We start from the raw sequence: 16347 nt of genomic DNA on the forward strand, positions 1-16347 counted from the left end.
ATCGTCGCCGGCCCGATCATGGTGCCTGGTAGTACGTGGGACTGATGCTCGCACGGTAGGCACTGGTCAGGTACAGCGACTGGATCGACTTCTCGAAGATCTTGAAGGGTAGCTGGATCCAGAAGTCGGCGAAGCCCTGGCGGTGGAAGAGCCGGCCGCCCGCGCTCATCACGAACACGTTCTTGACCAGGCCGGTGGTGGCGGCCGTGGTGACCGAGGCGGCCGCGTTGATGCCGCCCTCCCAGACCGCGTCCCCGCCGTGCAGCTTGACCGTCTGTCCGTCGGCGTTCGTCACGCCCCACACGGCCGCGTTCATGCTGCCGTTGACCCAGCCGGACAGCGCGCTGCTGAGCACACCGAACGAGAAGTCGTAGGTGCCGCCCCGCCAGCGGGTCGGCGTCTCGTTGCCCGCCCACTCGTTGACCCAGGTCTTGTCGTGGTTCATGGGACGCCGGGTCCACGGCTTGCCGCCGTCGACGTTGGCGACCCCCGCCTTGAACGAGCCGATCTTCTCGAAGCCGAGGGCCCGGTTCTCGTGCACCGCGGTGGTCAGACCGGTCTTGACGGTCGCGCCGACCGCCGCGTTGGCGAACGACTTGAGCGCGTCCTTCCCGGTGAACGGCTTGTTCTGGACGGCCGCCACGATGCCGTTGACGGCGAGGTTGGCACCGAACTCCAGGATGAACTCCTGGCCGAACTCCAGCGCCGCCTTCTTGGCCACGCTCCGCCAGTACGGCTCGTAACGCGCCTCGCGCAGCGCCGCGTCGCCGTTCGGCAGGACCGTGCCCGACCACGGCATGCGCTGCGCCTCACGGGTGGTGCGGCCCCAGCCGCGGATCTCGGTGAGCGGGCCACGGAAGTCGTACTCGTTGCCCGTCAGCCGCATCCGGCCGAAGCTGTCCCGTTCGAAGACCAGCCCGTTGTCGGTGCGCTGGGCGATCAGCTCGCCCCGGCCGCTGTACCGGTTCCACTGGCCGCGCCAGGAATCGGTCTCCAGGAAACCGGTGCCCTCCGCCTTCCGCTCGCGGACCACACCGCCGTGGTCGTACTCCTTCCACACCGAACCCGGCGTGTTCGCCGCGGTGTCGTACGTCCGCACCCGCACCGGACCGCCGTTGTGCACCGGGGTCTCGCGCAGCACGGTCGGCGCGGCGCCCTGCCCGGCGCCGGGCAGCTCGTCGCGGAAGTGCCGGGAGCCGGGGGCCCACTGGTCGTGCCAGGCGCCGCCGTGCCACCAGCGGCGGGTCTGGTTCGCCAGGGCCGGGTCCAGGGCCGTGCCGTCGCGCCGGAAGGCGTTGGCGCTCCACCGGCCGTCGGCACCGCGCCAGGAGTCCACGTAGCCGCCCGAGTCGAGCATCCGGCGCTCGCGGACCAGCCGTCCGTTCGCGTCGAAGTCCCGGTAGGAGTCGTCCCAGGGCAGCCGGGAGTCGGTGGAACCGCGGAAGTACTCCCGCCGCCCGCCGGCGACCTGCGCGTCATTGGCGTCCAGCTCGCGCCAGGTCCAGCGGCCGGAGTCGGCGCGGCCCGATCCCTGGACCACGTGACCCGGCCGGTCCGGCATGGCGTGGCTCTGGCCGACCAGGTTGCCGTGCGGGTCCCGCTCCACCCAGCGCCGGTCCGCCGGCAGGCCGGTGTACTCCCTGACCACCCCGCCCGGCAGTCCCTCGCGGGCGACGTGCGTGGTGCCGCCCGCGTCCTGGTACACGTCCTGCCAGAGCCTGCCCGCCGGGTCGCCGTCGAGCTGCTCGCGGTAGCCCCGTACGGCACCCGCCTGCCAGGGCTGGTCGGCGGGGTTCGCCGGGGCGTGCCCGGGACGGCCGGCGTGGTCGCCGACCTTCAGGGATGTGCCGTCGTGCAGTTTGCCGCTGAACCGGGCGAAGCCGCCGTCGGCGGCCAGGTCCAGGGCGCTGCCGTCCATGCCGACGTAGCGCACACCGGAGGCGGCGACGGTGCCGTCGTTCGCCTCCCTGCTCCAGGTGAACAGCTGGTAGGTGTCGTCGCCGCGCACGTGCGCGTACGGCGGCCGGGTGTGCTCGGCGCCGGTCAGCCAGCGGGTGCGCACCCAGGTCGGCGGGCGCTGCTCGCGCCAGCGGTCCGTGGTCAGGAAGCCGTCGCCGAACACCTCGTGCTTCCCGACCTCCTTGCCGTGCGGGGACTGCCGCTCCCAGGTACCGCGCAGCGAGCCGTCCGCGTTCATCGCGTGCTCCTGGTACTGGCCGGCCCGCTCGGGCCACTCCGCCGTGCCCCACTGCCGCTGCGCGATGCCACCGCCGGCGGTGCGGTCGGTCCAGCCGCCGCCGAGGTGCTCACGGGTCCGCGGACCGGAGGCGAGCTGCCGGCCCGCTCCGTCGTAGCGGTGCCAGGTCCAGCCGCCGTCGCCGTCGCGGACGCCCAGGGTGTGCCCGGCCCGTCCGTCGAACTTCTGCAGCCCGTCGCGGTACTCGCGCACCGTGCGGCCCCGGCCGTCGGTGTCCCGCCAGCCGGTGCCCGCCGTGTCGTAGTGCCGGCCGCCGGTACCGGCCGGGGTGCCGGTCCCGTCCCAGCGCACCCAGTGCGTACGGGGGTTGGTGCGGGCGAAGGCGATGGTGTCGGTACGGCGGAAGGCGTCCACCGTCTCCTGGGCGGCGCCGGGCAGCACCCGCCGTTCGAAGACCGGCACCCGGGTCCTGGTCGAGCTGAGGAGGCGGACGTGGCCGCTCGCCGCGCCGGAGAGGTCGGCGGTGCCGTGGTGGAAGGAACCGGCGGCCGTCGGCGTGCCGTCCAGAGCGGTCCGCTCCCAGGTGCCGGCGGTGTGGTCGAGGACGTACCGGAAGGCCGTGGGCCGTCCGTCGTCGAGGACGTTGAAGCCCTGCCGGGCCGGGGTCCCGTCGGCGGCCAGTTCCAGGAACTCGCCGTGCCGCGGACGGCCCGGCTCATCGAACGCGATCCGGGCGGTGCCGTCGGGGTTCCGGACGGCGTCCCAGTGGGCGAGCCTGACGCCCGCGCCGTCCTCCAGCCAGGCACCGGGGCGGGCCGCGCCCGGCGGGTCCACGACCAGGAAGCGGCCGCCGTGGCCCGCGGGCAGCGGCGTGCCGGTCGCCGTGACGGCGCCGTGGCCGTCGTACCGGGTGAACGAGCCGTCGGCCACGGTGGTGCGGTGGCCGCCGCCGGGCAGCGGGACGCTCTCCTGGACGAACCGGCCGGTGGCCTGGTCGAAGCCCTGGCGGGCGCCGCCGGCGGGGCCGACCTCGATCCGGCCCGCCGGGTCGAAGGTGACCACGCGCGCCGGGTCCGGGGCGAAGGCGTCGTCCAGCCAGCGCGGAGCCGCGCCCAGCGGCCGGTCCAGATGCCCGGCCGGCGTTCCGTCGCGTCCGGTCAGCCGCAGTCCGTCGCCCGCGAAGTCGCCGTTGGCGCCGAACGTGCGGTAGCCGGTGCCGTGGCCGGTACGGAAACCGCCGTGGTTCGGGAGCGCGGTGACGGTACCGGGCAGCGCGTTGCCGTCGGCGTCGGTCAGCCGGTGGCCGCCGGCGCCGTCGGGCTCGGCGAAGCGGGCGCCGCGCGGCCCGCCGGCCGGGTCGGCCAGCGCGGTCGAAGTGCCGAGCGGGCGGCCCTGGACGTCGTAGAGCACGGACTCGCCGGTGACGTCGTCGATCGTGCGCGGCCGGTTGCCGCCCACCGGGACCACCCGCTGGGGCAGCGGCTGCCCCGCCGTGTCGGTGAGCAGGTGGCCGCCCGTGCCGTCCGGTACGAGGATCCGGCCGCCGCGGGCGTTCGCCACCGGGTCGAACAGCGCGAGGCCGACGTCCCGGTACCCGCCGTCGGCCGCGAACCTGCTGGTCGCGCCGGTCGTCTCGTCCGTCAGCCGGAATCCGGCGCCGCCGGGCAGCGCGGTGACCGTCCCGGTCTGCCGGGCGCCGGCCGCGTCGGTCAGGGTGAAGCGGCCCGTGCCGTCACCGGCCAGGAACAGCTGCCCGCGCCTGCCCTGCGGGTCGGTCAGCGAGACACCGGTCTCCTGGAGGCGGCCCTGACCGTCGTGGCGTACGGACACCCCGGTCGCCTCGTCGGTGACCCGGACGCCGTTCCCGTCACCCAGGTGCTGCACCCGCAGGTCCAGACGGCCGCCCGCGAGATCGGAGACGTGGACGTCGCCGCCCGTGGTGACCAGCACCCGGTCGGTGCCGCCGGGTACGCCGTCGCGGCCGGTCAGCCGCACGCCCTCGTCGAGCCGCAGACCCGCCGCGTCCACGCGGTGGGTGACGCCGGTGTCGAGGTGCGTGATCCGTGCCGCGCCGTCGGGCAGCGGGAGGGCCGTCAGCCGGTCGGCGCCGGGCCCGTGCACCGTCAGCTCCTGGCGGACGCCGTGGCCGTTGAGGGCGGCGTGCAGACGCATGCCGGTCGGCTCGCCGGCACCGCCGTACAGCGGCATCTCGTGGGCGATCCGGTCACCGTTCACGGTGTACGTGTCGACGGTGCCGGACGGAGTGTGCCGGATGTCGAAGCCGCCGTCCGGCCGCGTGACGACGGTGCGCGTCGGGTCCGGGTCCAGCCGCTGGTCGAGCACCTGGAGGGTCACCGCCTGGTCCTGACCCGTGCTCCGCTCGATGACCAGGCCGTTCGGCCCGGACACGCCCGAGTCGTTGAGAGGGATCCGGTCGACGGTGTGCGGGACGCTGTCGGGCAGGGTGTTGAGCTTGCCCGCGCCGAGCGTCGCGCCGCGCTCGGTGGCCGCCCTCTCGATCTCGTGGATCCGCGTCTCGATCTCGGCCGGACGGACGCCGAGGTCCTCCAGGTTCGTGTAGGCGGCGCGGAACCGCTCCTGGGCGGCGACCAGTTCGTGGTTGAGCTGGACGTCGTACTCGCTGACACCCCGTGAGGTGCTCGCTCCGCCCGGCGCGCCGCGCAGATCCTCGACCCGGTTCAGTTCGGCCCGCGCGGCCGACAGCTCGACCCAGGCCTCCCGGACCGGCCGGCCCTCGCCGCCGAGGAGCGCGTCGAACCGCGCCCGGTCCTCCTGCCACAGCGCCTGAGCGGGCTGCCGCGAGGGTACGGCGGGGCTGGTGTCGACCTTGGGGCGGGCGGATGCCGCCGGTGCGGTGTCGCCGTCCGGCCTGGGCGGGGCGGCGAGGGTGGTGTCGGCGGGGTGCGGGAGCGGCGGGGTGCCGTCCAGCAGGCTCAGGGCGTCGTTCTGCCGCCGGTCCCGCGCGGAGCGGTCCAGGCCGTCGAGCGCCGTCCTGAGCCCGGTCCGGGTGTCCGGGGTCGTGCCGCCGGCGTCGAGAGCGGTACGGATACGGCCGGCCAGCCCGTCGCCGTCGCCGCCGAGCCGCCGGACGTCGTCGAGCAGCCGGTAGGCGTGCGCCTCGGCGCGCACCTGACGCAGCAGGTCCTCCACTCCGGGGCGCCGCACCGAGACCGGGCGGTCCCGCAGGAAGCGCTCCGCCGCGTCGGCCACGGTGTCGAGCGCCTGGGCCCGGCGCGCCAACTGGTCGGCGGGGACGTCGTGGAAGTCCTCCAGGGCCCGGTCGACGAACCGGATCTGCGAGCGGGCCCGGATGCCGTGCTCCCGGTAGGTGCTGCGCCGGAAGACGTCCCGGTCGAGGAGGTCAGCGGCGGGCGCGTGAGCGGTGCCGGGGGCCGCCGTGGTGGTCTCGCCGGTCCGCCGCGGGGAGCCGAGCAGGTCGTCCAGGACGGGCGCGCCGGGCCGGATGCCGTCTCGCGCAGGCAGCACGGCGAGCCCGCCGTCGTCACCGTGGTGCGGCGCGACGGCGTGCACGTCGTCGAGGTGTACGACGGCCGCGTCGGTGTCGGCGGGGTGCGGCGGGGTGGTGTCGGTGTCCGTCGGGTGCGGCGGGGTGGTGTCGGTGTCGGTGGGGTGCGGCGTGCGCGTCTCGGTGTCCGCGAGGTGCGGTTCCGCGCCGTGGGTCGTGGCGACGGAGACGCCGGTGTCGCCCTCCTTGACGACCGGCGGGACGAGGTCCGGGTCGACGCGCAGCGGGGCCGGGGGCGTGGCGTCGAGGTCGTGCGGCGCGGGGATGAGCGTGTCCGTGCCGGTGCCGTGGGAGGGGAGGCCGTCGCCGACGAGCGCGGGGGCCTTGGTGTCGGGGCCCGGCAGCGTGTGCGGAAGCTGGGGCGGGGTGCGGTCGGGAGTCGTGTGGAGGCCGGTCGTGACGGACGTGGACGGCGCCGCCGTCCTCGTCTCGGCGCCCGGTGGCAGGAACCGCCTGCGGCCCTCGTCCGTGAGGTGCAGGCCGTCGGCCTCGCCGCGGACCAGCTTCTCGCCGGACAGGCTCTTGAACGCCTTGCCGAAGGCGTTCCGGCCCAGGTCCACGGCTTCCGTGGTGAGCGTGCCGTTCTTGGAGTCCGACAGGACCCGGAAGCCGTCCGAGTTGGCGAGCGCCCGGATCATCTTCCGCATGTGGTCGGTGATCCCCGGGACGGCGTCGAGCGCGCTCTCGGCCGTCGGCGACAGCGTGCTGAGGTTCGGGCCGTTCGTCGCCGCGGCCGACGAGGACGCCCCGGCGGGCTGGGTCTTGCCCGGCCTGGGCTGCGTCTTCACCGCGTCCGTGTCGGGCTGCCCCTTCAGCGCGTCGATGCGTCCGTTGACGGTGTCCAGGAGCTTCACCCGCTCGTCGAGCAGCCCCTTCGCCATCTCCTTGCGGGCGCCCTGGGCGATGTCGTGGAACTCCTGCGTCAGCTTCACCGCCTGCTCGGCAAGAGGCTGCGCCTTGTTGAGGTTGTAGCGCTGCGCCTTCCTGTTGTTGCTGGTGACGGCGTTGTCGGCCTGGCGCAGCTTGTCGGACGCCTCGTCGAACGCCTTGCCCGCGGCCCGCGCGGCCGGGTCCACCGTCCCGTCGGCGAGGTACCGTCCGTCGCCCTCCGCGTCGTGGACCGCGAGCGGCTTCGGCCACTCGGACCTGACACCGCTCTCGAACGGGTTGATGGGCAGGCCTGAGCCGAACTTCGCCTCGGGCCGGTACAGCTTGGAGACGACGGCGCCCATCTTCTCCACGTCGACCGTCCCCTCGGCCAGCCGCAGGACGTCGTCCATGAAGCCGCCGCCGATCCGGTGCACCTCGCGCACCACGGACAGGGCGAGCGCCTCCTGGACGTGTGCGCCGTGGAAGACCTCCTGGTCGAAGGAGACCGTGCGGGACGCGCCGCCGCCCGGGTACTCGTAGGTCCAGCGGGCCCGCTTGCCCATCTCGTCGAAGCCGTCGTCGTACTTGGCGCTGCGGACGGTGTCGTCGCCGAACTTCAGGTCGCGCATGGTCTCGCGGTCCAGCGGGTGCAGCTGGTCGTGGAGGGAGACCCAGCCGCCCTTCTCCTCCAGGACCTTGGCGTCGAAGACGAGCGTGGTCGGCCCGTACCGGGTCGCCATCGGCTTGTTGCCGGCCTCCATGCGGAAGAACACGAAGTCGTCGTTGCCGAGGTTGGAGGTGTTCTTCGCCGAACTCTTGCCGGACGCCAGGAACCTGATGCCCCGTCGGGCGAGGTCGCCCTGGGAGGACATCACTCCGCTGTTGGCGATGGCGTGGTAGGCCGGAGTCGCGTGCTTGATCCGGTACGGCAGGTGCTCCAGGCTGTCCAACAGCTTCTCGAACCGGACGCGTTCGGTCGACGGCAGGCCGTCGAGCAGGCCGCGGACCTCTTGGCGCAGCTGCGTGATGTTCCGCTCGGACAGCTTCTGCACGAACTGGGTCTGCTGCGCCGCGGAGAGCTTGTCGAAGTCCTCGAAGTTGTCGAAGACCTGCTTCCACTGGGCCTGGGAGCCGGGCAGTTCGGCCTTCCACTGGAGGCCGGTGGGCACCTCGGCGTACGCCCGGTCGGTCCGGAAGCGGCGGGCGATGGCGGGCATGTCGCGCTGCAGGCGGGTGATCGACGCCTCGGTGCCGATGAAGCCCTTCAGCGCGATGGACTCGCCCGGCCTCGCGGCCGTCACCGCCTCGTCGACCGTCCTGGCGAGCTGGTGGGCCACCGTGGAGACGGGGGCGTGCTCGTTGCGCAGGGTGTAGACGCCGCCCAGCTCGGCGGCGTCCTTGACGAAGCCCTGGAGGGACGAGTCGAGGGTGAGGGCGGCCTCGTCCAGGGTGCGGGCCAGGGCCTGGAGTTCCTGCGGGGTCTTCTTGCCCGCGCCGACCAGGTCCTCCAGCCGCTGCGTGAGCGCGCGCAGGTCGCGCGACTGCTCCAGGATCTCGCCGCCGGTCCTGATGAACTGGTCCGCGCGGGCGGTGCCGGGCGCGTGGCGGGCCGCGGTGTCCAGACGCACCGCGTGCTCCTGGAACCGCAGGGCCCGCTGGATGTCACCGGCCCCGGCGAACTGGTCGACCAGCATGTTGAGGTCACGCTGGGACAGCCGGCCCTCGGTGAACGCCTCCGTCATGGCGTCGTCCAGGTGCACGGAGACCTGGGACGCCTCCTCGTTCGCCTTGGCCAGCGCCGTCTCCATGGCCGGGCGCTGCTTGACCGTGGCGTTGGCGAGGTTGATCTCGGCCTGGTGCACGCCGCGCTGTGCGTCGGTGTGGTCGCCGAGGATCGCGGCGAGACGCCGGGGCGGTGTCAGGTCGGCGGTCGCCTGTGTCTCGCTGTGCAGGGTGGGACCGGAGTGGACGGGCGGGGGAGTGGCGTCGTCGGCGGGCATCGAGGTGCCGCCGAGCAGCCGGGGCCGTTCCTTGAGGCTGAGTTGTCGGAGGTCGGCGAGGTCGGCTTCCATGCGGACGGGGTCGATGCCGAGTTCGGTGAGCCGCTGGTGGGTGGCGTTGTACTGGGCGCGGGCGGTGTCGACGTTGTCGCGGGCGGTGATCTCGGCGGGGGTGGGGCCGTGGGAGCTGCCGGCGTGGCCGTTGTGGGGGAGGAGGTCTTCGGCGCGGCCGAGGTCGTATCGTGCCTGGACGTGGTCTCGCCAGGCGTCGCGGCGGGCGCCGCGCAGGGGGTCGTCGAGGTCGCCGAAGAGTGCGTCGACGCGTTGGCCGTCGCGGAACCAGGCCTGTTCGATCTCGGCCGGGGTGAGCCGGGAACTGTGACCGGGCAGTTCCTGGCCACCGGTGTGCGGGGTGTCCTGGTGCGGCGTCGGCGTGGTGTCCGAAGTGGTGCGGACCGGGCTCGGGACCGAGGCGTCGGTGTCCGGGAGGCGGGACACGAGGCCGTCCGCGCTGAGGGCGGGGGGAGTCGTCTCGGCGCGCGGCGGCAGGAACAGTGCGCGTCCCTCGTCCGTGAGGTGGAGGCCGTCGGCCTCGCCGCGGACCAGCCCCTTGCCGGACAGGTTCTTGAACGCCTTGTCGAAGGCGTTCCGGCCCAGGTCCACGGCTTCCGCGGTGAGGGTGCCGTTCTTGGAGTCCGACAGGACCCGGAAGCCGTCCGAGTTGGCGAGCGCCCGGATCATCTTCCGCATGTGGTCGGTGATCCCGGGGACGGCGTTGAGCGCGTCCTCGGCCGCCTGCGGAAGCGTGCCGAGGTTCGGGCCGTTGGTCGCCGCGGCCGACGAGGACGCTCCGGCGGGCTGGTTCCTGCCCGGCCTGGGCTGCCCCTTCGCACCGTCGGGCCGGTTCCCGCCCTTGAGGTCGTCGAGGCGGAGGTTGATGTCCTTGAGGAGCTGCTCACGCTGGTCGAGCAGGGTCTGCGCCATGGCCTTGCGCTCGCCGACGGAGGCCGCGTGGAACTCCTGGGTCAGCTTGACCGCCTGCTCGGCGTGCGGCTGCGCCTTGTTGAGGTTGTACCGCTGCGCCTTGGCGTTGCCGCTCTTGAAGGCGTTGTCCGCCTGCCGCACCCGGTCCGAGGCCTCGTCGAAGGCCTTGCCGGCGGCCCGTGCCGCCGGATCGACCGAGCCGTCGGCGAGGTACCGTCCGTCGCCGTCCGCGTCGTGGACCGCCAGCGGTTTCGGCCACTCGCTCGTGGCGTGGCTCCCGTGCGGGTTGATCGGCAGCCCGGAGCCGAACTTCGCCTCGGGCCGGTACAGCTTGGAGATGACCGAGCCCAGCTCCTCCGGCGTCGTCGTGTCGGCGAGCAGCCGGAAGACGTCGTCCTTGAAGCCGCCGCCGATGAGGTGCACCTCGCGCACCACCGACAGGGCGAGCGCCTCCTGCACGTGCGCGCCGTGGAAGACCTCCTGCTCGAAGGAGACCTGCCGGGTCCGCTCACCGGGGTACTCGTACGTCCAGCGGCCCCGCTTGCCCACCTCGTCGAAGCCCTCGTCGTACTTCGCGCTGCGGACGGTGTCGTCGCCGAACTTCAGCTGGTTCATCGTGTCGCGGTCCAGCGGGTGCAGCTGGTCGTGGAGCGAGACCCAGCCGCCCTTCTCCTCCAGGACCTTGGCGTCGAAGACGAGCGTGGTCGGCCCGTACCGGGTCGCCATCGGCTTGTCCCCGACCTCCATGCGGAAGAACACGAAGTCGTCGTTGCCCAGGTTGGAGGTGTTCTTCACCGAACTCTTGCCGGACGCCAGGAACCTGACGCCCCGTCGGGCGAGGTCGCCCTGGGAGGACATCACGCCGCTGTTGGCGATGGCGTGGTAGGCCGGAGTGGCGTGCTTGATCCGGTACGGCAGCGCCTCCAGCTTCGCCTGCAGCTCCTGGAACTTCAGGCGGTCCGCCGCCGGCAGGTCCTTGAGCAGGCCCTCGACGTCCGCACGCAGGTCCGCGATGTTCTTCTCGGACAGCTTGCGCACGAAGTCGTGCTGCTGGGACCTCGACAGCTTGTCGAAGCCGTCGAAGTCGTCGAAGACCTGCTTCCACTGGGCCTCGGTCCCGGGCAGGACCGCCTTCCACTGCTCGCCGCTGTGCACGTCGCCGAACGCCTGGTTCTCGCGGTAGCGGCGCAGCAGGCCCGGGATGCCGCGCTGGACCCGTTCCACGGAGGCGTCGGTGCCGAGGAAGCCCTTGAGGACGAGGCCGTCGCCCGGCTTCGCCGCCTTGACGGCGTCGTCGACCAGCTCCGCGAGATGGTGGGCCACGGCGGCGACGGGCGCGTGCTCGTTGCGCAGGGTGTAGGTGCCCCCGAAACGGGCGGCGTCGGTGACGTGCCCCTGGAGGGCCGCGTCCAGGTCCTTGGCGGCCTGCTCCAGTCCCTCGGCCAGGCCCTTGAGTTCTGCGTGGGGCGTCGCGCCCGCGGTGACCAGGCTCTCCAGTTCGTTGGCGAGCCGCCGGACGGTCACCGACCGGGACTGGATCTCCCCGCCCGTCCTGATGAACTGGTCCGAGCGGACGGGGCCGTTGCCCGCGCCGCGGGAGGCGGCGTCCAGGTCCTGCGCGTGGGCCTGGAGCGTGCGGGCCCGTCCGATGTCGCCGGCGCCCGCGAACTGGTCGACGAGCATGTTCAGTTCACGCTGGGAGAGCAGGCGGTTGTCCAGCTCGTGCTGGAGCGCCTGGTCGAGTTCGCGGGTGGTGTCCTTGAGCTTCGTGTCCGCGTCGGACAGGTTGGTCCTGGCCTCCGCGATCTTGTCGACGTCCTTGCCGGTCTGCGTCTGCTTGATCTCCGCCTGCTGCAGCTCCTGGTGGGCCTTGGTCTGGTCGGCCAGGATCTCGTTCAGCCGCCGGGGCGGCGTCACGGAGGCCGCGCCGCTCTCGCCGTGGGCGGCGGGGACGGCGCTCGCGGGCGGCGCGGTCGCGTCGTCCGACGCGCCGAGGACCGTGCCGCCGAGCAGCCGGGGCCGTTCCTTGAGGCTGAGTTGTCGGAGGTCGGCGAGGTCGGCTTCCATGCGGACGGGGTCGATGCCGAGTTCGGTGAGCCGCTGGTGGGTGGCGTTGTACTGGGCGCGGGCGGTGTCGACGTTGTCGCGGGCGGTGATCTCGGCGGGGGTGGGGCCGTGGGAGCTGCCGGCGTGGCCGTTGTGGGGGAGGAGGTCTTCGGCGCGGCCGAGGTCGTATCGTGCCTGGACGTGGTCTCGCCAGGCGTCGCGGCGGGCGCCGCGCAGGGGGTCGTCGAGGTCGCCGAAGAGTGCGTCGACGCGTTGGCCGTCGCGGAACCAGGCCTGTTCGATCTCGGCCGGGGTGAGCCGGGAGCCGTGACCGGGCAGTTCCTGGCCACCGGTGTGCGGAGTGTCCTGGTGCGGCGTCGGCGTGGTGTCCGCGGTGGCACGGGCCGGGCTCGGGACCGGGGTGTCCGGACGGGAGCCGGGGTGGACCGGGCTCGGGAGTTCCCTGCCCCAGGACGTGGGCGTCGGCAGCGAGCTGAGCAGTTCGTTGTTGTGGAGGACGTGGCCGCGCAGGTCGGCGGCGAGGTCGTTGAAGCCGGTGCCGCTCCACTCCTTGGCGAAGGTGCGCTCGCCGCCGGAGATCGTCACGGAGACGGCGTTCGTGTCCGCCTTGTGGGTGACCGTGATGGTCATCTCGTCCGCGTGGCCGGGCCGGCCCACGGTGAACGTCTTCACGTCCGGGCCGGCACCGCCCTCCCGGACGATCGCGTCGCCGAGGCCCTCCCAGCGGCGCATCGCGTCCTGCCCGAAGGCACGGCCGAAGTCCTCGAACGCCTCGCCCGAGGAGAGCCCCGACCACTTCTCGTTGATGAGCCCTTCGAGCTGGGTCTCCGGGATCTGCTCGGCGCGCACCGGGACGACCGTGATGCCATTCTCGACCCGGGCGGGCCCGGTCCGCACCAGCCGGGTCGGCGACAGGGTGACCTCGCGCTGGTCCTGGTTGAGGGCGATGGCGTCGTCGGCGGACCTCTCGTACCCCGGCGGATAGGCCATGGAGAACTTGCCGTGGTCGGCGGGGACGTCGATCTCGAAGACGACCCGGTTGCTGTTGACGCCGTTCTTCGCCCATTCCGCCTGGAAGGTGAAGTCGTTGGACGTCGAGGCGGGCAGCCGTTCCACGAACACGTCGGCCTGGGCGGCCCGCGGGTCCATGGACACGCCCCGCCACACCGTCATGCGCTGGTTGGGGCCCTCGAACATCAGGTCGCCGGCGATCTTGTTGAACTGCTTGACCTTGCCGACCAGGCCGCCTTCCACGGCACTGGGGTTGACGAAGCCGCCGTAGCCCTTCTTCGAGGTGAACGCGCCGCCGATGACTCCCTGCATGAACAGCTTGGTCTCGCTGTCGGTGGCCGCCCTGCCCATGTGGCTGCGGGTCGCGTGCGCGGCGGCGTCCCAGCTGTCCGCGGGCGCGCCGACGAGTCCGGCCGGGCGCGGGGGCAGGGTGGCGTGCGGGGTGGCCGCGTGCAGCAGATCGCCGGTGGAGCGGCTGTAGACGTGGGTGCCGGACGCCGAGGCCACGACGATCTCGTCGTCGCCGCCCAGCTTCGCCGGCCAGGTGCCGACGCCGTCGCTCACCGGGTCCACGGTCTTGCCCGCGACCTTGACGCTCACCCCGCTGAAGGGCCCGTCGCCGAACCGCACGGTCTCCTCGGCGAGCCGGATGCCGCCCAGCCGCTTGAACGTCCAGCTGTGCACCACGGTGCCGCCGACGGCGTCCAGCTGCCGTACGACGAAGCCCGTGCCCAGCTTGTCCACGGTGAACAGGCCCGACTCGACGGCCCCGCCGTGGAGTTCGGGAGTGCCGCCGCGCGGTGCCTTGACCGCGAGTTCGTGGCCGCCGGGGACCTTGACGACGTTGGGGTCCTTGAGCAGGGCGTCGAAGGCGCTCGTGGTGTCGGCGGTGTGCACGGCCGGCGTGGGCGAGGAGTGGCCCGGCAGCGGGGTGTGGGTCCCGGGCGGGGTGGGCGCGGTGTGGGCCGGCAGGGTCTCGGGGACGTGCGCGGAGGTGCCGTTCGCCGATCCGGCCAGGCCCTTGTCGGCGTCCGTGTGCGTGGGCGTGCCGGCGAAGGCGGGGCTGTCGGCCGGGCGGGCGCTGCGGCCGGTGTCCACGAGATCGAGGGCGGCGCTGTTGCCGTGCCCGCCCGAGTGCCCGGAGCCGCCGGGGGAGACGGGCGCCGGGTCGTGCGGGCCGCCGTTGCCGGCAAAGCGGTCGGGGCTGCCGGCGTTCCCGGGGCCGGTCGTGAGCCGGTCCGGGGTCGTCACGGACGCCGGGTTCGTGGTGAGCCGGTCCAGGCCGGCCGGCGGGGTGGCGGGCGTGTGGTGCAGCTGCTGCGGGGAGGCGGGGTGCGGGGAGCCGGGGCTCTGGACCAGTTCGTCCAGGTGCAGCCGGGTCTGGTTCGCGGACAGGGCGCTGGTGGTGCGGTCGGCCAGGGCGTTGCCGGTACCGGGGGCCACCGGGGAGTTCGGTGTGCTGTGGCGGGTGCCCGCGAGCAGGTCGAACGCCGAGTTCCCGGTGTCGAGGCTGCCCGGCGCGCCGTGCCCGATACCGGTCGGCGACGGGTGGCTCACCGTGGTGGGGCCGGTGAGCAGGCTGTTGGGGGCGGTCACGTCGTGCGGGGCGCCGGGCGTCGGCGTCGAGTTCAGCGCGGTGTGCGCCAGGTTCGTGCCGGGGGTGCCGGTCAGCGTGGCGTGGGTGGCGCCGATGCCGGGCGTGCCGGGCGCGTGCACGGCGCCGACGCCCGGGTTGCCGGTGAGCGCGGCGTGCACGGAGCCCACGGCCGGGCTGCCGGTGGAGAGGTCCCCGACGGTGCCGGCGACCGGCGGCGGGGTGGCGTGCGTGCCGGTGAGGACGGTGGTGCCCGGCACGTGGTTGGCGTTGTGCGCGCCGCCCGGCAGCAGCACGTCGGCGGTGGACGTCAGGTTCGCCGGCGTCGGGTGCAGACCGGTGAGCGTGGTGTGGGCGCCGCCGGGGACGGCCGTGACCGGCGTGCCGGTGAGGCCGTTGGCGGCGCCGGGGACGCCGGCCGACGCGGGCACGTGGAGGCCGGAGGCGGTGGTGACCGTCGGCGTGGCCGCGCTCACCCCGACCTCCGAACGGCCGCCCAGCGCACCGAAGTTCTCCACGTGGACGTTGGCGAGCTGCACATGGGGCATGTCGACCAGCGCGTCGACCGTACGCGCCGCGTGCACGCCGAAGTTGCCGCGGTGCGCGATGGCGCCGACGTCACCGAGGTTCAGGGTCGGCGGCCGCAGCGTCGAGGTGACGTCCAGGTGCGGTCCGGGCAGGTTCAGGTCGAGGTTGCGGATGCTGCTCTGGCCCGGACCGGCGCCGAACCGCACCTGGTCCAGCTGGATGCGCGGCATGTCCACCAGGGCGTCCACGCCGCGCGGGTCGATCGGGACCGAGCTGATCGTGCGGCCGATGCCGCTGGTGATCGGGGCGCCGAAGACGTGCTGGCCGAGCACGCCGCGGTCGAAGAGGCTGATCCGCAGGGCGCGCGCGAAGCCGTACTCGCCGATCTCGGCCGCGTCCACCGGCAGGAAGATCCGCAGCCACTTGGTGCCGCCGAACTCCTGGCCCACCCAGGTCTTGGTCGCCTGCCAGCCCTTGGAGAACGTCGCCGGCAGCCCGCGCACGAACCCGGGGATCCCCTTGATGCCCTGGACGATCGTCAGGCCGGCCGAGTTGACCCCGCGGCCGATGATGCCGGGCAGGTTGTGGATGCCGTCCAGCACCCACAGGCCGCCCTTGTAGACCCAGGTGCTGCCCAGCTTCACCAGGTCCCGCAGACCGAGCAACAGGGTGGTGGGGCGGAAGCCGTTGGTGAAGAGGTTGCGCAGGGCCTGGAAGGTGCCCCGCGCGATGTTGGCGAAGCCCTTGGCGAAGGCGGTCGTGCCGACGCCCTTGATGATCTGGAAGATCGGCAGCGCCTTGGTGGTGGGCGCGAGGATGCCGAGTCCGGCGAGGAAGAGGTCGAGGAAGCTGGCGTCACCGTTGGCGAAGTCGACGATCGTCTTGATGAAGAGCGTCAGGTTCACGCCGAGGGCGAGCAGCGCGATCGGACCGCCGAAGATCAGCGCGGGCACGATCAGGATGATCGCCAGCCACTGGAACGCCTCCCAGAAGATCTGGCACTTGGAGATCGGCAGCTGGATGTTGGAGACGCCCGAGATGCTGCCCGCCGCCGCCGAGGCGCCCTCGCCGTGCTCGGTGCCGGCCTGCCGGGCCGTGGAGGCGTAGGTCTCGCGGTCCGGGTCGTCCTCGGACAGCCCGCGCCCCGAGTTGAGGGCGCCGTCCGCGCGGGACTGGAGGTCGACGAGCTTGTCCGCCCAGGTGGTGAGCGCGGTCGCGGCGGACTCGAAGGACTGCGCCACGTCCTCGATGTGCCCGCGCAGCCGCCCGTTGACCTTGTCGCGCAGGGCGTTGGCGGCCTCGCCGACGAACACGCTGTCCCCGGCGGTGTTCATGACCGCGTCGATGGCCGTGCTGATGCGCCGGGCCTCGGAGCCCAGGTTGTTCAGCTCGGTGGACAGCGTCCGGATCTGGTCCGGGTCACCCGGTGTGGGGTCGCTGTCCAGCCCGATCGCGTTCCAGTCGGTCGGGCGTGGCATACGGGTTCCTCCCGGCAGCTGCGTGGCTCGGGGCGGTCACTCCCCAATGGACCACGCCACAGTGCCCGCCG

1 protein-coding gene is annotated in these 16347 nt (G+C 73.3%); it reads right to left on the reverse strand.

The annotated features are described in order from the left end of the window. Positions 1-16 precede the first annotated feature (16 nt). Complete coding sequence (locus ACIQOE_RS34975; protein WP_401415796.1) at positions 17-16276, reverse strand: hypothetical protein; 16260 nt, start codon at positions 16274-16276, stop codon at positions 17-19. Positions 16277-16347 lie beyond the last annotated feature (71 nt).

The sequence above is a fragment of the Streptomyces sp. NPDC091282 genome (assembly GCF_044757385.1).
Taxonomy (GTDB): Bacteria; Actinomycetota; Actinomycetes; order Streptomycetales; family Streptomycetaceae; genus Streptomyces; species Streptomyces gramineus.